19 protein-coding genes, 1 tRNA gene, 1 rRNA gene and 1 other annotated feature are annotated in these 21381 nt (G+C 27.9%); of the genes, 5 read left to right on the top strand and 16 right to left on the bottom strand.

The genetic code is table 11. The annotated features are described in order from the left end of the window. Both KQI36_RS07320 and KQI36_RS07325 read right to left on the bottom strand, forming a co-directional pair. A 16S ribosomal RNA gene (locus KQI36_RS07320) occupies positions 1-274 on the bottom strand; the annotation flags it as partial. Positions 275-1023: 749 nt separating this feature from the next. Next, positions 1024-2181 carry a MerR family transcriptional regulator gene (locus KQI36_RS07325; protein ID WP_216450380.1) on the bottom strand — a complete coding sequence of 386 codons (1158 nt, stop codon included), beginning with the start codon at positions 2179-2181 and terminating at the stop codon, positions 1024-1026. A gap of 310 nt (positions 2182-2491) precedes the next feature. On the opposite strand from KQI36_RS07325, the gene KQI36_RS07330 reads away from it, so the two are divergent. Beyond that, positions 2492-2941 (top strand): MarR family winged helix-turn-helix transcriptional regulator, encoded by a 450-nt coding sequence (locus tag KQI36_RS07330; RefSeq protein ID WP_216450381.1) that lies wholly within the window; start codon positions 2492-2494, stop codon positions 2939-2941. A gap of 100 nt (positions 2942-3041) precedes the next feature. On the opposite strand, the gene KQI36_RS07335 is transcribed toward KQI36_RS07330, so the two are convergent. The 3 genes from KQI36_RS07335 to KQI36_RS07345 form a co-directional block, all read right to left on the bottom strand. Beyond that, positions 3042-3560 (bottom strand): NAD(P)H-dependent oxidoreductase, encoded by a 519-nt coding sequence (locus KQI36_RS07335; RefSeq protein ID WP_216450382.1) that lies wholly within the window; start codon positions 3558-3560, stop codon positions 3042-3044. Between the two features lie 238 nt (positions 3561-3798). Then, entirely contained in the window at positions 3799-4119 is a 321-nt protein-coding gene (locus KQI36_RS07340; protein ID WP_216450383.1) for a hypothetical protein, read from the bottom strand. Between the two features lie 10 nt (positions 4120-4129). After that, the gene (locus KQI36_RS07345; RefSeq protein WP_216450384.1) at positions 4130-4537 is read right to left on the bottom strand and encodes a helix-turn-helix domain-containing protein; all 408 of its coding nucleotides are present in this window, start codon (positions 4535-4537) and stop codon (positions 4130-4132) included. A gap of 339 nt (positions 4538-4876) precedes the next feature. Here KQI36_RS07345 and KQI36_RS07350 point away from each other — a divergent pair, with 339 nt between their 5' ends. Continuing rightward, on the top strand, positions 4877-5389 hold the full coding sequence (locus tag KQI36_RS07350; RefSeq protein ID WP_216450385.1) for a helix-turn-helix domain-containing protein: 513 nt from the start codon (positions 4877-4879) through the stop codon (positions 5387-5389). A gap of 50 nt (positions 5390-5439) precedes the next feature. After that, positions 5440-6408 (top strand): alpha/beta fold hydrolase, encoded by a 969-nt coding sequence (locus KQI36_RS07355; protein WP_216450386.1) that lies wholly within the window; start codon positions 5440-5442, stop codon positions 6406-6408. Positions 6409-6484: 76 nt separating this feature from the next. Here the strand turns inward: KQI36_RS07355 and KQI36_RS07360 are convergent, their stop codons facing one another. Together KQI36_RS07360 and KQI36_RS07365 are read right to left on the bottom strand one after the other, a co-directional pair. Next, a complete protein-coding gene (locus KQI36_RS07360; protein ID WP_216450387.1) occupies positions 6485-7210 on the bottom strand; it encodes a DUF2812 domain-containing protein in 726 nt (241 codons plus the stop codon). A gap of 13 nt (positions 7211-7223) precedes the next feature. Further along, positions 7224-7544: a PadR family transcriptional regulator gene (locus KQI36_RS07365; protein WP_216450388.1), complete on the bottom strand. Its 321-nt coding sequence runs from the start codon at positions 7542-7544 to the stop codon at positions 7224-7226. 668 nt (positions 7545-8212) lie between these two features. Here KQI36_RS07365 and KQI36_RS07370 point away from each other — a divergent pair. Continuing rightward, complete coding sequence (locus tag KQI36_RS07370; RefSeq protein ID WP_216450389.1) at positions 8213-8689, top strand: RNA polymerase sigma factor; 477 nt, start codon at positions 8213-8215, stop codon at positions 8687-8689. After that, positions 8686-9123 (top strand): DUF3955 domain-containing protein, encoded by a 438-nt coding sequence (locus KQI36_RS07375; RefSeq protein WP_216450390.1) that lies wholly within the window; start codon positions 8686-8688, stop codon positions 9121-9123. Before KQI36_RS07370 ends, KQI36_RS07375 begins: the two co-directional genes overlap by 4 nt. Before the next feature lie 483 nt (positions 9124-9606). Here KQI36_RS07375 and KQI36_RS07380 read toward each other — a convergent pair whose 3' ends face one another. The 9 genes from KQI36_RS07380 to dusB all read right to left on the bottom strand — a co-directional run bounded on the left by KQI36_RS07380 (position 9607) and on the right by dusB (position 21380). Then, positions 9607-10425 (bottom strand): helix-turn-helix domain-containing protein, encoded by an 819-nt coding sequence (locus KQI36_RS07380; RefSeq protein ID WP_216450391.1) that lies wholly within the window; start codon positions 10423-10425, stop codon positions 9607-9609. A 479-nt stretch (positions 10426-10904) separates the two neighbouring features. Continuing rightward, positions 10905-11735, bottom strand: a complete 831-nt coding sequence (locus tag KQI36_RS07385; protein ID WP_216450392.1) for a hypothetical protein — start codon at positions 11733-11735, stop codon at positions 10905-10907. 219 nt (positions 11736-11954) lie between these two features. After that, positions 11955-13397: a proline--tRNA ligase gene (gene proS, locus KQI36_RS07390; RefSeq protein WP_216450393.1), complete on the bottom strand. Its 1443-nt coding sequence runs from the start codon at positions 13395-13397 to the stop codon at positions 11955-11957. Positions 13398-13455: 58 nt separating this feature from the next. Next, positions 13456-13678 (bottom strand) — a binding site (T-box leader). Between the two features lie 376 nt (positions 13679-14054). Continuing rightward, positions 14055-15431, bottom strand: coding sequence for a UDP-N-acetylmuramoyl-L-alanine--D-glutamate ligase (murD, locus tag KQI36_RS07395; RefSeq protein ID WP_216450394.1), 1377 nt, complete (start codon positions 15429-15431; stop codon positions 14055-14057). A 613-nt stretch (positions 15432-16044) separates the two neighbouring features. Further along, on the bottom strand, positions 16045-17436 hold the full coding sequence (locus tag KQI36_RS07400) for a glycine--tRNA ligase (RefSeq protein ID WP_216450567.1): 1392 nt from the start codon (positions 17434-17436) through the stop codon (positions 16045-16047). Between the two features lie 403 nt (positions 17437-17839). Further along, a tRNA-Asn gene (locus tag KQI36_RS07405) sits at positions 17840-17914 on the bottom strand. 142 nt (positions 17915-18056) lie between these two features. After that, positions 18057-19580, bottom strand: a complete 1524-nt coding sequence (gene lysS / locus KQI36_RS07410) for a lysine--tRNA ligase (protein ID WP_216450395.1) — start codon at positions 19578-19580, stop codon at positions 18057-18059. A 12-nt stretch (positions 19581-19592) separates the two neighbouring features. Further along, the gene (greA, locus tag KQI36_RS07415; RefSeq protein WP_010297669.1) at positions 19593-20075 is read right to left on the bottom strand and encodes a transcription elongation factor GreA; all 483 of its coding nucleotides are present in this window, start codon (positions 20073-20075) and stop codon (positions 19593-19595) included. A gap of 330 nt (positions 20076-20405) precedes the next feature. Then, entirely contained in the window at positions 20406-21380 is a 975-nt protein-coding gene (gene dusB / locus KQI36_RS07420) for a tRNA dihydrouridine synthase DusB (protein WP_216450396.1), read from the bottom strand. Position 21381: the final 1 nt, after the last annotated feature.

The following is a 21381-nucleotide window of genomic DNA, read 5'->3' on the forward strand; positions in this document are numbered from 1 at the left end:
GCCTTGGTGAGCCGTTACCTCACCAACTAGCTAATGCGCCGCGGGTCCATCTCATAGCGGATTGCTCCTTTGATAACTCTACCATGCGGTAGTGCTATGTTATGCGGTATTAATCTCCCTTTCGGAAGGCTATTCCCCTCTATGAGGCAGGTTACCCACGTGTTACTCACCCGTCCGCCGCTAATTCACTCCCGAAGGAGCTTCATCGCTCGACTTGCATGTGTTAGGCACGCCGCCAGCGTTCGTCCTGAGCCAGGATCAAACTCTCAATTTAAAAGTTTGAACTGCTTCAAGCAATTTGCTGACTATAATAGTCAATTTTTTACATCTTTCGATGTGAGCATCTACAAAATAGATTCTCAAATGAATTAACTGGTTTTACCTATATTTATCTGTTTAATTTTCAAAGACCAAATTGTTTTTTGTCGTTTATCAACGACTGCTTTTTCATTCTAGCAATTTGTTTATCATTTGTCAACAACTTTTTTTGAACTTTTTTTCAAGTCCTCGTCGCTGACGACTTACTTATAATAACACTTATTAACATAATTTGAAACATTATTTTTACTTAATAGATTAAAATTAAATTCATTTTCCACTTTATTTCTCATTAAATCTCTATTTTTCTTCTATAGATATACCCGGTTAAGTTTACTTTTATTAAATATACTTTATCCTAAATAGGCTAGTTCATATATAATCTAAACTTTATATTATTTCTTGTAGTTTATCTTTTTTAAATTTTTCCATGCTATGTTCTTCATTTAAGGTAAATCAGTTAATGATTATATATTCATTTTTTCACATCACTATTGCTTTAGTTATAAATTCTATCAACTTATATATTTTTTAAACATTTAAAATAAACTTGTACCGTTTTAAATTAAATCTCTTTTAACTAAGATTAACATATGTAAAAAACATTACATATTTATATAGTACATAAATAGTCTAATATATTTATTTAAAAATCGTGTAATTCACTTTTTGAACTACACGATTTTTAACTCCTAATTTAGTTTATTACTTACTATTTTCAGAATAAAACTTTAGTGCTTCTCCAATAAATTTAGATGACCCACTGCCATATTTTTTATCAACTACTTCTTTAAAAACAGAATCTGACAAATAGAGCTCTGCATTATAACCCAAATAATTTTCTCCCACATCTATTTTTAAAGCCTCGTTCTGTTTTTTCGTCTCATTTTCAATCTCTTCAACAATTTGTTGAATTTCTTTTGAAGAAGGGTCTTTACTTAAATCAGATGTAAGCTTTTCATATAATCCTTCTAATTTAGGTCGCTTATCTCCCAAACATTTATTTAGAGCTTCTCCCATAAACTTAGATGCACCGTCACCATATTTCTTATCAACCTCTTTTATCCATATAGGATTACTGAATAGTCGTACCATATAGTACCAATAAACATCGCCATTCTCCATTTTGAAAATTTCATAATCTTTCTTAGCTGTATTTGTTATTTCTTCAGCAATTTGTTGAATCTCTTTTGAAGAAGGATCTTTACTTAAGTCAGACACAATTTTTTTATATAGTTCTTTTAATTTAGGATGATTCCCTTCCAAACAATCTTTTTTAAACTCATCATATTGCTCTGATAAAGTTATCATACCACTATTAAGGTTTTTCTTTAAAGCTTTAGCATATTTCTCAATACTTCCATATTGCTTTATGGCCATTTTAGCAATTTCATCTTCCTTAGCTTTAAACTTTTCAATATTTTCATTATATTTATCTATACTACCATACATTTTAATTATCTTATCTGCATGTTCCTTTTTAAACTCTTCTAATACATTATAATATTCACTCATATCAAATTCCTTGAAATTCATTGTACTTTCTCCTTTTAATGTTTTTTCTATAAGGTCAATTAACCCATTCAATCTTTTTCTTTTTAAAACAAGCAATTTTTTCTGATTTTTCAATGCTTGCATTTTATCAAAGTATGGACTTAACATTATCTCTTTAATTTCCTTTAAGGGTATATCAAGTTCTTTAAAAAATAAAATCTGTTGCAAATCTTTAAGGGCTTCATCATCATAAAATCTGTAGCCTACTTCTGTAACCTTACTTGGTTTTAATAACCCAATTTCATCATAATAATGTAGTGTGCGCACACTTATTCCTGTCAAATCTGAAACTTGTTTTACTGTTCTCATTATTACACCTCAAAGTTTAAATTTAGAGCTTTCAATATTATGTAACATTCTGCTAGCCGAAAATTTTTATAATACTTCCAATCTCTATTTTTATAGTACACTATCACGTGACGTTAGAGTCAAAGCTTTTTCTAAGGAATATAAAATGAATTTTTAACTCTGAAATTCTAAGACTTTTTAAAATGCTATATATTTGTTGATATTGATAAGGAATATATTTTTATCAAATCAATAAACTATGATTATTGACAATAATATCTTTTATAAATATTATAATAGTTAAAATCTAATAAAATATAAAGGTGATAAAATGGTTCATAAAATTGAAAAAGAACTAAATTTTTTACTTAGTTCAACAGATAAAATGATGTCTAATAATTTTACACGAAAACTAAAAGCAAAAGGTATTAATATTACTTTTGAGCAATATACCCTTTTAACAATACTATGGGATAACAAAGACTTATGCCAATATAATTTAGCTAAACTAACTAATAGAGATGAAGCAAGTACATCTAGACTTATAAATACTCTTATAAAAAATGGGTTTATAATTCGTCAAAGTTGTATAACAGACAAAAGAATACGAAGGATAAAACTCACAGAAAAAGGTGAAGCCATTAAAAATACCGTTTTAGATATATCTAATCAATGCTTAAATGAAACAATCACTGGTATGTCACAAGAAGAATTTGCAGCTGGAATAAAATTTTTAGAAAACATACGAGAGAACTTAGATAACAATAGTTCTAAGGAATAAATCCTTAATAAAATCTAACTAAATAATATTAAATGATATATTTTTTAATATATTATAAAAGCCTTAGTCACATTAAGACTAAGGCTTTTACTATCTTATATTATGCTTTTAGTATATCAGCAAGTTTTTCTGCACTGACTTTGATTTCTTCATCAGTTAATTTATGTGTACTATATAAAACATATGGTGGCAAATATTTCATTCCAGTAAAAATAGCCATGTTTTGTAGTGGTTTTGTTAACTCACTTATTGAAAAGTTTTGATATCCTCCAGCTTGATATCCTTCTTTAGAACCTCCAGCTGAAATTGCTAACATAAATTCTTTTCCTTTTAATTTATCCCCGTTAGGTCCATGAGAAAAACCAAAAGCAAAAACTTCATCTTGCCATTGTTTTAAAAATGAAGGTATACTGTACCAATAAAATGGGAATTGAAATACTATTCTATCATGTTCTTCTATTAACTTTTGCTCTGAACTAACATCTATTTTACCATCTTTATAAAGCTTATAAATTTCATGTACAGTTATATCATCCTCTTTTCTTAATGCTTGTCCCCACATTTTATTAACTTTTGACTTATCAATATTAGGATGTGCTAAAATTACTAATGTTTTCATAATAATCTCTCCTTATCTTTTGTTAAATTACTTGCATAAACAAGTTTTAATTTATTATAAATCACTTTACTTGTTTATGCAAGTAAATATATATTAGTAATTTATTCCTATTAACATTTTTACTATTTATCTCATGACTATAAGGAAACAATCTCAAACAAAAATTTATAAATAAAAAACCTCCTCCTCACAGATTTGGTTCCCTCCTATTTATTAAATATATAACTTCTTACTCCTTTTAAAAGGTTAAAATACAAATTGCAAATAAAATTATTGTTGATATTGCCAAAAAAACTAAAGAAACTCCTGCCTTCTTTTTTCTTGATTCCATTATCAATCTATCTGCGTTACTCATGAAAGATGGATATTTTCTTCTACCAATCAAATATAGTAATAATCCACCGCCTCCATTTCCACTCAATGAAAAAATCCCCCAAAACTTTGGATGTTTTAATCCTCTGCTTATAGCATCAAGTTCTGTCATTTTAAAAACCTGATAAGCAAGGGTTACTGCTCCTAATATTGCAATAAACATTAATACAATTAAATACCAACTCATATAACTCCCCCTAAAACTTCTTAATTATCTGATAAAATAATGCCGTTGAACTCAATATACAGATGGACGCACTACCTATAATCATATAATTATTTTTTGCTATCACACTATTTAAAAAGATAAATGAAATTAATAATACTCCATTTAATCCAATAGCCATGAGCAGTCTTTTGTTACTACTCACAACATCTGTGCTTTCCTCTAAATGCTTTATCATGTTCGAATCTCCTTTCAATAATTCGTCCAGACTGATACTATAGAGGTCACTTAACTTAATTACACTTATAATATCTGGATAAGATTTTTCATTCTCCCAGTTTGATATTGTCTGTCTAGAAACCTGTATTTCCTCTGCAACTCTTTCTTGAGTTAACCCAGAATCTATTCGTGCTTTTTTTAATTTACTTCCAACCTCCATAAAACTTCTCCCTTCACTAACATCCTGTCATGATTAAATGTATTGGTCTATCAAAATTCTTTTACATGTGGTTTTTTTCTATGTCAAAATTCTTTTACATGTCCATTTTATAAGCTTTTTCATAATCGCAACTAAAAAAATGTCCTATTCTATACTTCCTTGCTTCTTATCTTAAATAAACATTACATTATCTATAACTATAATATCATTTATAAATAGTATGTTTAAATTATTAAAATGCATATTAATTTACTTATACAAATCTATTATTTGTTTTTAATCTTGATTGGTTCCATTTTTGGTATTAATATTATAAGTAGTAATAAAAGGAGGTCTATTATGAGTGATATAAATAAAATAATGTTAAACCCTATTCGTATGCGAATTATTCAAGCAATGGCTACTAGTAAAAGTAGTACTGCTTCTGAACTTTGTGAAAAAATTAAAGATGTACCACGTACAACAATGTATCGTCATATAAATACTTTAATTGATAATAATATTTTATCTGTTATATCAGAAAAAAAAATTAGAGGAAGTCTAGAAAGAACTCTTACTTTAAATATTGCAGAAATTACAAAACATAATACTAGAGAAAATGCTGACGAAAATGCTTTTGGGTTTCTAATGAGTACTTACTCAAAATTTCATAATTATTTCAGCAATAAGAACAATAACCCTGGAAGAGATAAAGTATTTTTAAATAATACAATATTAATGATGAGCGATATTGAATTCGATAAGTTTTTAGAAGAATTACGTGAGCTTATTTTTAAATACAACTTTGACTCATCTGAAATAAGAAAAGCAAGAGATATTTCAATTATCTCCTCTCCTAACTGTGAAAATTAAAATATATAAGCTATTGTAAGCGGATTTAAAATGAAAAGAGGAAAATTACTATGAAGATATTATATATAATCATTATACTAATTGCAGTATTTATGCTAATTGGTTCAATTCTACATTCTATCTATTTTAAAAGTAAGCTAAATCAAATAAAACCTTATGGACAACTTATTGGTGTAGATGACGGAAAAATGCATATTTATTCAATGGGAAATGGTAAAAAAACAATTGTATTACTTCCAGGTATGGGTATCCCCCTTCCATCTGCTGATTTCGGTCCACTTATGCGTAAATTAAGCAAAAACTATACAGTTGTTTGTGTTGAATATTTTGGTGTAGGTTTTAGTAGTGAAACTTCAAAATCTCGTACTAGTAAAAATTATGTTGAAGAAACAAGAACTGCACTTAGTAAAGCAGGGTTTAAAGCTCCATATATTTTAATGCCTCATTCTATATCAAGTGTTTATAGTGAATACTATGCATCAAAATATCCTGAAGAAATTGAGGCTATTATATCTCTTGATGGAACATCTACGGCATATTATGATAAAATGCCATCTTTTTTAAGATATATACTTCCAATTGCAAAAGTTCAGCAAGTTATAGGTATTACTTCAATAATTGCACATCTAACTGCAAATAAAAAATCACTTTTTAAGATTGGATACACAAAAAAAGAACTAAATGACATTGCTCTATTTGCAGGTTTTTCAATAAACAATACACTTTTAAAGCAAATATTAAATTCTGGTGGATTTATAAAGGAAACTATGAATTTACCATTTCCTAAATCTGTACCCTATTTTAAAATAATTTCTAAACAAACTTATGAAAGACCTAACAAACAATTGAAAATCACCCCTCAAGAATATCAAATTCAACATCTAAAACGAGTTGGTGAACATGTAAAATATGAAATACTTGAGGGCAGTCATTTTATTTATTTAAATAATATTGATAATATTGCAGAGATTACTGATAATTTTCTACTTTTAAAAAAAGTAATACAAAAACCGTATTAAATAAATACAGTTTTCGTATTACTTTTTTTGCGAATTAATTAATGAATTATATTAAATTTGCTTGTCTCCCTATAATTTATAACGATTTTTTATATTTCTTATAATGATCTAAACTTAAATTAATATTAATAACACCTGAAATTATTAATAATATTCCACAATATTTTTTACTAATTAAATCTAATAGCCCTAAAGTCAAAAATAGAACTCCTAAAAATCCTTCTATTTTCCACAAGCTTTTGCTATTTATTGCTTCACTTTTGCACTTACCATACTTTTTTATTTGTTTAATTCTATCATTATATGCTAAATAAGGCATAAAATTAAAAATAAATACAATAATATCAATTATTAATAATCCAATGATAATTAAAAATACAGGTTTTATATGAATTAAAGAAACAACTGATAAACATATTAGTGCTATAGCTATTACTAAGGAATAAAGCATCCCTTTTTTTGATGAATTCCTTATTCTTATATATTTATCTATTTCTGTTTTACTATCACTATAAATAGGTTTAGTCTTAGCTTGTGCTGAAAAAATGTGCATTTGGTTTCCTATAGAAATAACGGATTTCCATCCTGCTTCTTTAAACATTGTAAAATATTCTTCATTTGCCTCATTCTGATAATCTAAGCTATATATTATGTCTTGAGGCTTATCTTTTTTTAATTTATAGAAAAAACCTCCTACAATATCTTCTAATATCCAACCTTCCATTGCATATTTTTTTAGTTTTTCCATATCGTTTTCTTCACTAAATGCCAATCCATTAATCATTACATATTTATTTTTCATAAATACCCCCATTTTAATCCAAAAAATTTTCAGCAAACTTAACCATCTGCTTTTTACGCTCAATCTCTTTTATTAGCATCTCTCGCCCTTTACTTGTTATTTTATACACTTTTTTATTTTCATCTGTGTCAGAACTCAACTCCACTAAACCTGCTGCTAAAAGTTTTTTCAGTGTTGTATAAAGTGATGCAGGACCAATAGTAACCTCGTTATTAGTAAGATTCTCAATAGTTTTCATAATTAGATATCCGTGCTTTTCCTCAATAACACTCGATAAAATATAAAAAGCAGAATCTGTTAGCTCTCCAACATCAATAGAATCTCTTCTTGCCATGAAATTCTCCTTCCCACTAAATATATCATTTAATGATATATAATTTAATATAATATATCATTTAATGATATATTTTGTCAAATATTCCCTTGACACCCGTACTATTTATATATTCTTTTTAAAATGCAAAAAATATAACCACCTATAGGTGGTTATCGATATATGGTAAAGCCAACACTGCTTAGTCATTATTTTATAATTAAATTTTAGTAAAAACTTTCGTTATTTATGGTACGGTTCAATATTCATTATTATAAATATGATTTTTTATTTAAATATAGAATTTAAAATATGTAGATAAAGTCAAAGTAACATTTTTTATACTTTATAATAGAAACTTCACGCTAAAGTCCCCCCAATTAATCCCCCTATCTCTAATATATATAATTATGATATAGTAACTAAAATATACTATAGAGATTCCATAATAGGATAGCTAGGTCTTTTTTCAAGTTTTATCCTCCTATAAAATATAGATTTTTATTTAAAATTCATAAGTTTATTTATGAATTAATCCACTATAGCTTAGAATGTAGTATTTAATATGATTGAATTTAATGTGAAATATATTTTTTATTCTATTAATTTTTAAATAATTAAATATTTTTTATGAAATCTTGTAACGAAGTACAATTTTTATAGTCTTATATATGAAAGGCGGTGAAAATGTGACCGAATTTGAGGAAGTATACTCTGCATATTTTAAAGACGTATATAAATATGTATTAAGTCTTTCTAAGAACGAAAGCATTGCAGAGGATATAACACAAGAAACATTTTTTAAGGCTTTAAAAAATATTGATAGCTTCAAAGGAAATTGTAAAATGAGAGTTTGGCTCTGCCAAATTGCTAAAAACTCATATTTTTCATATCTAAAGAAAACACAAAGCAACTTTGTAAGAGTTGAAGATATAGTCGATGTTTCTGATGTTGATTTTGAACAAACATTATTTGACGATGAAAGTGCATTTGAAATTCATAAATTACTCCATAACTTAGAAGAACCATTTAAAGAAGTATTTACATTGCGTTTTTTTGGAGATTTATCGTTTGTTAAAATAGCTGAACTATTTGGTAAAACAGAAAGTTGGGCAAGAGTTACTTATCATCGCTCAAGAATAAAGATAAAGGAGAAGTTAATATGAAAGTATCATGTGAAGTTATTAGAGATTTACTACCATTGTATTATGATAAAATTTGTAGTAATGAAAGTTCATCGTTAATAAAAGAGCACTTAGCTGAATGTACTCAATGCTTAAATGAATTGAAAAAACTTGAAATAAATTTAGAAAAGCCAAATATTCCAGAAGGGAAGGTACAAGTAATGAAAAGTATTTCAACAAAGTGGAAAATGGATAAAAGAATTGCATTTACAAAAGGTTCAATGATAGCTTCAGCATTAGCAGCTATACTTTGTTTTATTATGTATAATGTTATAGGTGTAAAAATTTTATCAGATGGAACATTGGTCGAGCCATTTGCACTAATACCAATTGGATATGTATTCATATTAATGTTTATCATTTCATTAATATGCAACTTTATATTCTTAAAGAAACGTAAAATTATCTCTAAGTAAAATCTTCATAATTTAAAATTTAGTTGATTTATAATATTGTTATAGAATTTCAACAAGGACTTACTGTGAGAGTAAGTCCTTTAATATTTTCTAAATAAAAACCTTTGTTATTTATGATAAAGTTCAACATTCGTTATCCTAAATTTGATTTTTAATACAATATGTAATAATAAAAAATTTAAATAAGCTATTCATTGAAAATTGATTTAGAAATTTTCATAAATTTTTATTTGATTTTTTTAACATAATCCAAGGACGGATTAGCCGGTGCATCAGACAAGGACGTCGCTTCTCCGGGTAGTCATAAAAACCGGATAAAAATATATATGGTAAATAAAAATTTCAAAAAAGATTATTAGAGGTTCTCGAAACAACTAACTGAATAACGATTTAAAATTATATTTACCATTCTTTCTTATCCCTAAATCATATATTAAACAAATTACATATAAAAAAAGAGTATACTCAAATTTAGAATTCTCTTTAATTCCCTTTCTTAATCGATATAATAAAAAAGTTAACTAGTTTCACAAGCCAATCTCCTAAATTAGGATATTCTTGTTTAATTAAATTTTTCACTTCATCTATAGAAGCATATAATGATAATGTATTCTTTCCTTCTACCTTGTTTCCTATAGCTATATTAGCTTTTGCATAATCTCCTATTGCTATATCTGATGCTATTGCCGCTGCACCTGATGCATATTTTCCTATAGCCACTGCCCCAAATGAAAATATTCCTATAGATATTGCTCCAATTGAAAAGGTCCCTATAGCAATAGCCCCTACTGCTAACAATAAACCTATTGCTAAAGCTGCCAAACTAATTAATGCTATGGATATAAAACCAAAACTTAAAATCCCAAAGGATACAAATCCTACAGATATTATTCCATATGATATATTTCCTAAAGCAATTATTCCCTTTGCCTTTTTCAAACCTTTTCCTAAGTTAATATGCACAAGTGGCAATCCCAAAACTCTTCTCTTACTCTTATATTCATATTCCAATGACCTGCTACCTAAATTAATAACTACCTGTTTTTTATTATTATCTACTTCTCCTTTATCTTCAAATGTATTATTTTGTAAAATATCAAATCTATCATTATCTTTAACTAAGCTATCAATGGTTACATTATATAGTTCAGACAGTATTATAAATTTATTCAAGTCCGGTATTGATTGTCCTGACTCCCACTTTGAAATTGCTTGTCTTGATATTCCTAATTTCTCTGCTAATTCTTCTTGAGATAATCCATTCTTCTTTCTTAATAACTGTAATTTTTTATTTAAATCCACTTTCTCACCCCCATGAAAAATTATACAAAATATAAATATATGATTCTACCAACTAGTGATTTCCTTTTGTCAACTATCAGTTGCATCCCTCTGTTAATCAAACTTATCTATAGTTTTAATTTTTACTTATCATAGAATTCCAAGTTTACTTTTTAAATTATCCATTTCAAAACTCGGATACTCAAAATAGTGAGACATGCTCCAAATCACTTAAAACTTAAAACTACATCTTGTATAAAAATATTTTAAATTTATACATCAAATTTTTGTTATCAGTTACTAAGAAATATAAATGAAACCTAAGACAATCAAAGTTGGTACTAAAAAGTACGTTTAGTATTATTAGGAATATAGTGAATAATAATCACCTCAACTATTAACTAAAATAATCTGTTAGTTATTAATAAAATATTAATTTGAGTTTTCTCATTTGATAAATAAATAAGTTTAAAATTTAACTTAGAACCCTATATCCTTAATCAAAATGGCAATCCAAAAAAGCAAAACCTAATAGTATCAACCAATCCATGAGCAATCATTGATGATGTTATATCAACTTTTTTCTGTAAAATTGCAAAAGGTAAGGCAAATACTAAAACATATATTATTATCGATATAATTCTAGAAGTAATACCACCATAAATAAAACTGTCTGGAGTATGTACTATAACATGTGGCATAATCATCATAAACCAACACGTAAATCTTTGAAATTTGGTCTGAATTTTTCCCTCCAACAAATTTATGGAAAAAGCATAAAACAACGCCCTCATTACAATTTCTTCATAAATTGCAGGACTTAATGCTACAACAAAGCAAGATGAATTAATATTTAAATGTGGCACATTATTTGTTTTCATAAATAAGTAATTTACTATTCCTAAAACAACTCCCACACTTATTCCAAATAAAATACTTATTAAAATACTTCCTTTGCTCTTTGTATTTAAAAATAAAAGTTTTTCATTCTTATGCTTTTCAAATGTACTAAATATAGCCAAAGCCGATATTAAAGTAATAATAAATCCCTTTATCATTAAAAAAATAGCTTTATTAATATATATAACCAATATGGTTGAATATGATAATGCAACTAATATGCTTAAAATCAAAGAAATATTTATATATTTCCTCTGTGGTAATTTATTTTTTATAAGTAAAATAATCGCTAAAATCATACCCCATAATTCCAAAATAAAAAACATTCTTTCTGTTTCTGATATATTAATTGTTACCTTGAAATTCAAAATAAATATAATCGTAAACATAATAAACATTCCCCAAATTACTTTTGTAGAGTTTTTCTTCACTGTCTCTCCCCCTTAAGTATAAACACTGTATCTACTTTTTTTAAGTATATACTTCTTTTTTCTTATAGTTTTTTCATCACGCTAATTTTACCATAAAAATAATATATTCATACCCAAACAAACCTTATCATTTGCTATTAAATGATAAGGTTTATTTTTAATAAAAGATTTTTTGATTTAAAAAAGTTTTACTTTATCTAAAAACAATAATAATAAATTTTAATATGCTTTACCCCAATAAACCATTTTTTCTGCTTTTTTGCCACAGCATACACATTTAGTATCAATCTCTTCTTGTTCAAATGGAATACACCTAGAAGTTAATCCTGCTACTTCCTTAATTTTTTCCTCACATTCTCTTTCACCGCACCACATAGCTTTAGTGAAACCTGATTTATTTTCAGCATTATCTTTAAGTTCTTCTATTGTTTTAGCAACAAAAGTTCGTTCTTCCCTATTCTTTAACGCCTTTTCATATAAACACTTATGAATTTCATCTAGTACAGCTAAAATTCTATCCTTCAAATCATTTAAATCAACTACTTCTTTTGTTCTAGTATCTCTTCTAACTAAAACTACCTGGTGGTTTTCTATATCCTTTGGTCCAATTTCAATTCTAACTGGTATCCCCTTCATTTCATATTCATTGAACTTCCATCCTGGCATCTTATCTGAATCATCTAACTTAATTCTTACAACACTAGAAAGCATATTTTTCAATTCATTAGCCTTATCAAGGACTCCCTCTTTATGTTGAGCAATTGGAACAATGACTGCTTGAATTGGCGCTACTTTTGGTGGTAATACTAATCCACTGTCATCTCCATGAACCATTATAATAGCTCCAATTAATCTAGTTGTAACGCCCCATGAAGTTTGATGCACATATTGCAACTTAGAATTTTTATCAGAATATTTTATATTAAACGCTCTAGCAAATCCATCTCCAAAATCATGAGATGTTCCACTTTGAAGTGCCTTTCCATCATGCATTAAGCTTTCAATTGTATATGTTGCCTTAGCTCCTGCAAACTTTTCTTTTTCGGTCTTTTGTCCTTTTAGAACTGGAATTGCCAAATATTCTTCTAGCATACTAGCATAAACATTTAACATATTAATAGTCTCTTCCTCTGCTTCTTCTGCTGTTGCATGTGCCGTATGTCCTTCTTGCCATAAAAATTCGGAAGTTCTTAAAAATGGTCTAGTTGTTTTTTCCCATCTAACAACAGAACACCATTGATTATATTTCTTAGGTAAATCATTATAACTTTGAATAATCTTAGCATAATGTTCACAAAATAAAGTTTCTGAAGTTGGTCTTACTATTAATCTTTCAGCAAGATCTTCTCCTCCTGCTTTTGTCACATAAGCAACTTCTGGTGAAAATCCTTCTACATGATCCTTTTCTTTTTGTAATAATGATTCTGGTATGAACATTGGCATATATACATTTTCATGTCCAGTTTCCTTAATCTTATTGTCTAAATATCGTTGAATATTTTCCCATATGGCATATCCATAAGGTCTTATAATCATGCACCCTTTAACAGTTGAATAATCAATAAGCTCCGCTTTCTTTACAATATCTGTGTACCACTTAGCAAAATCCTTATCTATAGCCGTTATAGCTTCAACAAATTTTTTATTATTATTTTTACCCATGATTTTGTTCCTCCCTATCTGTTAATTATTAAATACAAAAAAACACCAAGAAAAATCCACAAGGGACCTTTCTTGGCGTTACCACCCTAATTATTATAAAATTGCGCGTAATAATCTTATAATCTCTCTTTATCTATACCGGGAATACCCGCTGTAGCCTACTATTATTTCGGTACAGAACTCCAAAGCTGGTTCAGTATATAATTTCTAGGAATTTTCATCAAACATTCCCTCTCTAATAAGAAATTACTATACTTACTATTCCTCTTCATAGCAATAATATTTTTTCTCTATATTACCTCAATAACCCGTTTACGTCAAGCATTACTTTCCTTAAAGTTACTTATTATCCTTTGTTTGTAATAAAGTTCAATATTCATTATCCTAAATTTGATTTTTAATACAATATGTAATAATAAAAAATTTAAATAAGCTATTCATTGAAAATTGATTTAGAAATTTTCATAAAATTATATTTACCATTCTTTCTTATCCCTAAATCATATATTAAACAAATTACATATAAAAAAAGCTATCACTCCTCTAACCTTTAGTTAGTTTTGTAGTAGTTCCTTAAACATATAAAAAAGAAATAATATAGTAAATATGCTTTAAATATTTATTATATTATTTCTTTGATTATTCATTATTTAACATTTATAGATTCATAACAATTTCTTTATACTTTAATCCTCTTACTGCAAAGTTAGGGAACATATCAAAGCTTGCACATGCTGGTGATAATGTTACTATATCTCCATTGTTAGCTAACTTTTTAGAAAGCTCAACTGCTTCTTCTAAAGTACTTACTTCATGTATAGAAACTTCTATTCCTTTTTCCTCTTTTAATCTATTAAATTCATGTTTGATTTTATCCTTAGTTGCACCTAATAATACAAGTTCTTTTATATATGGATATCCATTAAATGCTAGTATATCAAAAGCTAGATTTTTATCATATCCACCAGCTATTACTATTACAGGTTTTTCGAAAGCCTTTAAGCTAGCAAGTGTTCTTGTTGGACTTGAAGCTATAGAATCATTATAATATTCTACACCATCTAACTTTCTTACTAATTCACTTCTATGCTCTACTCCACCAAAATTTATAGCTACATTTTTCATAGCTTCTATACCTACTTCATCACAAGTAGCTGAAAATGCTGCTAAAAGGTTTTCTACATTATGCATTCCTTTTAACTTAATTTCATCTTTTCTACAAACAAGCTGACCTTTTACATATAACTTTCCATCTTCAAAATAAGCACCTTCACTTATTTTTTCTTTTCTACTAAATGTGTAAACTTTGCCTTTAGCTTCATTAATCATACCTTTAGTTATATCGTTATCTAAGTTTAAAACTAATAAATTTTCTTTATTTTGATATTTAAATATATTTTTCTTACTATCCACATATTCATCCATATCCTTATGCATATCTAAATGATTTGGAGAAAGATTTGTAACAACAGCTATATCTGTTGATGTGTCCATTGTCATTAATTGAAAGCTAGATAACTCTAAAACAACTCTATCTGTTTCCTTCATTTTTTCTATATTCGTAAATAATGGAGTTCCTATATTTCCCCCAACCCAAGTATTGTATCCACTTTCTTTTAATATATTATAAACTAATGTTGTAGTTGTTGTTTTTCCATCACTACCTGTTATGCCATATACTTTTGCTGGACAGTACTTAACGAATTCTTCCATTTCTGAAGTTATATAAGTTCCTTCTTCTTTCGCTCTTACTAACTCATCACAATCTATTCTCATAGAAGGCGTTTTAAATATCACTTCAAATCCTGTAAGTTTTTCTAGATAACCTTCACCTAATTCAAACTTAACACCAATTTTACCGTATTTTTCAACAACCTCTTTAAGGTCTTCTTTATTTTTTTTGTCAAAAGCAGTTACCTTAGCACCTAATGATACTAAATATTCTATAAGTGGTATGTTACTTACACCTATTCCTACTACTGCTACATTCTTATTTTGTATATATTTTTTGAATTCTTCAAAATTTCTCTTCATATTATCTTAATCCTCCAAGATTATATAGTTAAAAATATTACTAATTTGTTTATAAACTCTATACTTTAAATTATATTATATTTCTTTTAATAATTAAAATATATAAATAAAACTTTATATATTTATTCATTTTTAACATATCTTAGTTTTTTTAAACTTCAACATGTATTATACCATTATTATTCTTTATTTAAAAATAATTATATAATTAACCTTATTTGTATGTCAAAATTGCGCGAATTTATTTAATATATAAACTTATTTTCATCTTATTGAATTCAAGTTTTCTAAATGATATACTTTGTTTGTGCCGTAAGGAATATGTTAAGATGATTCCCCAAAATTTTAACATAACACATAACATATCCCCATGATTAAACCCTATTTTTTACCGGATTTTAATCCGGTTATTTTTTTTGTATATTTTACATAAAGCATTTTTTAAAATCAGTTTAATTATTCAAATTTATACTTTTTATATATTATTCAAAGTAAAATACTTTATTTTTACCATGATATACTATATAAAATATATAAGAATAGTAAACTGCTATTTTTAAAAACACCTAATTAAAATCCCAACAAGTTTTTGTTGGGATTTTTATTTTATTTATTAAAACTCTATTTTTTCTTCTATATATTTAACTAAATCATCTACTGATAATCTTATTTGTTCCATTGTATCTCTATCTCTAATTGTAACAGTATTATCTTCCATTGTATCAAAGTCAACAGTTATACAAAGCGGAGTTCCAATCTCATCTTGTCTTCTATATCTTTTTCCTATACTTCCTGCTTCATCATATTCAATATTGAATTTTTTAGCAAGCATAGAATATACTTCTAATGACTTTTCACTTAATTTCTTGCTTAGTGGTAATACTGCAGCTTTAAATGGTGCTAATGCAGGGTGTAAGTGTAATACATTTCTTACATCTCCGCCTTCTAATTCTTCTTCTTCATATGCATTTATTAAAAACGCTAAAGCTACTCTGTCTGCACCTAATGATGGTTCTATTACATATGGTACATATTTTTCATTAGTTGTAGGATCTAGATATTTCATATCCTCACCTGAATGTTCCATATGTCTTTTTAAATCGTAATCTGTTCTATCAGCTATTCCCCATAGTTCGCCCCATCCAAATGGGAATAAGAATTCTATATCACATGTTGCATTACTATAGAAAGATAATTCTTCTTTGCTATGATCTCTAAATCTTAAGCTTTCTTCTCTCATTCCTAAATCAAATAAGAATTTTTTACAATAATCTTTCCAGTATTCAAACCACTCTAAATCAGTTCCTGGTTTACAGAAGAATTCAAGTTCCATTTGTTCGAATTCTCTAGTTCTAAATGTAAAGTTTCCTGGAGTTATTTCATTTCTAAAAGATTTACCAACTTGAGCTACTCCAAATGGTACTTTTTTTCTAGATGCTCTTTGAGCATTTTTAAAGTTTACAAATATACCTTGAGCTGTTTCAGGTCTTAAGTATATTTCTGATTTATTATCTTCTGTTATACCTTGGAATGTTTTAAACATTAAGTTAAATTTTCTTATATCAGTGAAATTTCTTTTTCCACATTTAGGACATACTATTTCATTTTTCTCAATATAATTTTTATATTCTTCGTTAGTCCATCCATCTGCTACTGCAAATTCAGCTCCTTGCGCAGCCATGTGATCTTCAACTAATTTATCTGCTCTAAATCTAGCTTTACATTCTTTACAATCCATTAATGGGTCTGAGAAACCACCTACATGTCCTGTAGCAACCCAAACTTGTGGATTCATAAGTATTGAACAATCTAATCCTACGTTATATGGACTTTCTTGAACAAACTTTTTCCACCATGCTTTTTTTACATTGTTTTTAAATTCTACACCTATAGGACCATAATCCCAAGAATTTGCTAGTCCTCCATAAATCTCTGACCCAGCAAATATAAAACCTCTATTTTTACATAAGCTAATAATCTTATCCATAGTTATTTCTGTCATAATACTTCCTCCTTTTTTGTTTCTAAAAATAAAAAAACCATTACTAGTTAAGGGACGAAATTTAATTCCGCGGTTCCACCCTTATTAGCAATAGCTCAACTCTTCCAACTATACTCAAAAGCTCCATTCACAATAAATTCATAATGGTTTACACCAAACACCATCTCTCTTTTAATTCTTTATTGTTACTCTTCTTTCTCATCATATATCTATTAAATTATATATACCTATTTTATCAAAATAACTTTCATTGTCAAGACAATACTTTTTAGTTTTTATATTATACTATGAACTAAAATAGTCTTTGGTTCTATATTATTAAAAATACTTCTAAATATATGTATGTCCTTTTTTATATTTTTTATTCAAAAAAAAGTAATACAACTGTATTACTTGAAAATTCAAATGGCTCCGCGAAAAGGATTCGAACCTTCAACCTATCGGTTAACAGCCGAGTGCTCCACCGTTGAGCTATCGCGGAATATTTAATTAATTTACACTTTCATTATACATAAACTTTTATTTTTTTTCAAGTAGTTTTTCTTATTTTTTTTATTTTTTAAATAAAAGAATAAAGCCTAAAACTTTTAGGCTTTATTCTTTATATTTAAATGAAATTTTTCTTATTGTAATGGTTTCATTGTAGGGAATAATATTACGTCTCTTATAGATGTTGAATCAGTTAAGAACATTACTATTCTATCTATACCAATTCCTAATCCACCTGTTGGAGGCATACCTATTTCTAATGCATTCATGAATTCTTCATCTATAACATAAGCCTCATCATCACCAAGTTCTCTTTCATTTGCTTGTTGTGCAAATCTATCTCTTTGAACTATTGGATCATTAAGCTCTGAGTATGCATTACATACTTCTCTACCATAAACAAAACCTTCGAATCTTTCTGTAAATCCTTCATTACCACGTTTTTTCTTAGTTAATGGTGATATTTCAACAGGATAATCACAAAGGAATGTTGGTTGTATTAAATGTTCTTCTCCATATTCTTCAAATAACATATTTAATACTTCACCCTTTGTTACTTTATCTATTGCTTTAGGGAATTCTAAATGTTTCTCTTTAGCAATTTTTTGAGCTTCTTCATCTGTTTTTATTTCATTAAAATCTATACCTGCATATTCTTTTACAGCATCAACCATTGTTATTCTTCTCCAAGGTGGTGTGAAATCTATTTCTGTTCCTTGGTACGTAACTTTAGTTGTTCCATGTACTTTTTCACATGCATATGCAACAAGTTGTTCCATTATTTCCATCATATCATTATAATCAGCATAAGCTTCATATAACTCTATCATTGTAAACTCTGGGTTATGTCTTATACTCATTCCTTCATTTCTGAAGTTTTTACCCATATCATAAACCTTTTCGAATCCACCAACTATACATCTTTTTAAATATAATTCTGTAGCTATTCTTAGGTACATGTCTATATCTAATGTGTTATGATGAGTTACAAAAGGTCTAGCAGCGGCTCCCCCTGCAATAGGTGATAGTATTGGAGTTTCAACCTCTAAGTATCCTCTATTATCTAAGAATTCTCTTATAGCTTTTATTATGTTAATTCTCTTCATGAATGTATCTCTAACATCCTTATTCATAACAAGGTCTACTTCTCTTTGTCTATATTTTAAATCTGGATTTTTAAGTCCATGCCATTTTTCTGGTAATGGTTTTAAAGATTTTGATATTAATGTTATTTCTTTTGCACGTATTGAAGTTTCTCCTGTTCTAGTAACAAAAGCTGTACCTGTTACAGTTACAAAATCTCCAATATCAAAAGTTTTAGCATCTTTAAAAGACTCTTCTCCAACTGCATCTAATCTAACATATATTTGTATTTTACCATCTCTATCATGAACATCACAGAATCCTGCTTTACCTTGGATTCTTTTTGACATAAGTCTTCCAGCTATAGTTACAAGATTATCTCCTAATTCTTCAAATTGTTCTTTAACTTCTTGTGAATTATGAGTTCTATTAACCTTATATACATCAAAAGGATCTTTACCCTGCTCTTGAAGTTCAGCTAATTTTTGTCTTCTTATTGTAACCTGTTCGTTAAATTCTTCTTCTTTAGCTTGTATATCTTCTATTTCTAATTCTCTTGTGTTATTTTCTTCCATGTTAATAACCTCCTAAGATCTTCTGATTTCAATTATCTCATACTTACTAGTTCCATCCGGAATTATTGCTTCTACTACATCACCAACACCTTTACCGATAAGGGCACTTCCAACTGGTGACTCGTTAGATATTTTATTTTCCATAGGATCTGCTTCTGCTGACCCTACAATTGCAAACTCAACTTCTTCATCAAACTGAAAGTCTTTAACTCTTACTATAGAGCCTACACTAACTATATCGTTGTCTAGTTCGCTTTCATCTACAACTGATGCATTTCTTAACATGTTCTCAAGTTGTATTATTCTTCCTTCTACAAAAGCCTGTTCATTTTTTGCTTCATCATATTCTGAGTTTTCACTTAAATCTCCATATCCTAAAGCAACTTTTATCTTTTCAGTTATTTCTTTTCTCTTCACAGTTTTTAAGAATTCTAATTCTTCTTCTAATTTTTTTACGCCTTCGTACGTCATTACATACTTTTTAGTATCGCTCATTTTCTTCTCCCCTTTAACGATATATAATATAATATAGTTAATTCTATTGATAAACATATTAAAATAATTTGTTTTAGGCATCTGAAACTAAATAATAAGTCAAAGATGGGAAGTATATTTTGAGTTAGACAAGGAAACAGGTTCCACAGATAGTAGCACTATCTAAGGGTTCTGTTAACGCAGTATAACACAAAATAGACGATCATTCCGACTTGTTTATTTTTTTCAAGATGCGTTACACGGTTTAATACTTTAAGTTATTATAAATCAGTAATATAATTGTGTCAATAAAAGGATATTACTAATTAATGTAGGGTTTTGGCATATTTTTTATATCCTATCCACAAAGACATTTTTATATTCAATTAATAGTTCTCTAAGCTCTTCATATTTAGTCATACAATTTACTTTATCTTTTATGTCTGTACAATACCTTAACCCTTTTATGTACCACGCTATATGTTTACGCATCTCTCTTATAGCCTTTATTTCTTCAAAATATTTTACAGCTAAATCTAGATGCCTTATGCACATTTCAACTTTTTCTAAATCTGTAGGTTTTAACACCTCATTTTTACTAAAAGCATTTTGTATTTCTCTAAATATCCAAGGATTTCCCATAGCTCCTCTAGCTACCATTATACCATCACAATTAGTTAATTCTTTCATTTTTAATGCATCTTCATAAGAAAATACATCTCCATTTCCTATAACCGGAATACTAACTGCTTCTTTTACTTTTCCTATTATGTTCCAATCTGCATTTCCGTTATACATTTGTGCTCTAGTTCTTCCATGAATAGCAATAGCATCAACACCTGCATCTTCTACATACTTTGCAAATTCTACTGCATTTATATTATCCTCATCAAACCCTTTTCTAAACTTTACTGTTACTGGCTTATTACTTACCTTTTTCATCTCTCTAATAATTTCAGATGCAAGCTTAGGATTTTTCATCAAAGCAGAGCCTTCTCCGTTTTTTACTATTTTAGGTACAGGACATCCCATATTTACATCAACTATAGAAATATCCTCTCTCTCATTAAATACTTCACAAGCATGAGCCATTATTTTAGGATCACTACCGAAAATCTGAATAGCAACTGGTCTTTCTTCTTCTGACGTTCTCATAAGAACCTCTGTATTTCTACTTCCATAAAATAAACCTTTTGCACTAACCATTTCAGTATAAACTAGCCCACACCCCATCTCTTTGCATATACCTCTATATGCAATGTCAGTAACTCCTGCCATTGGGGCTAAAAACACATTGTTTTCAAATTCAAGGTTTGATATTTTCATT

This window comes from Clostridium senegalense (genome assembly GCF_018916625.1).
In the GTDB taxonomy this organism is placed as follows: domain Bacteria; phylum Bacillota; class Clostridia; order Clostridiales; family Clostridiaceae; genus Clostridium_J; species Clostridium_J senegalense.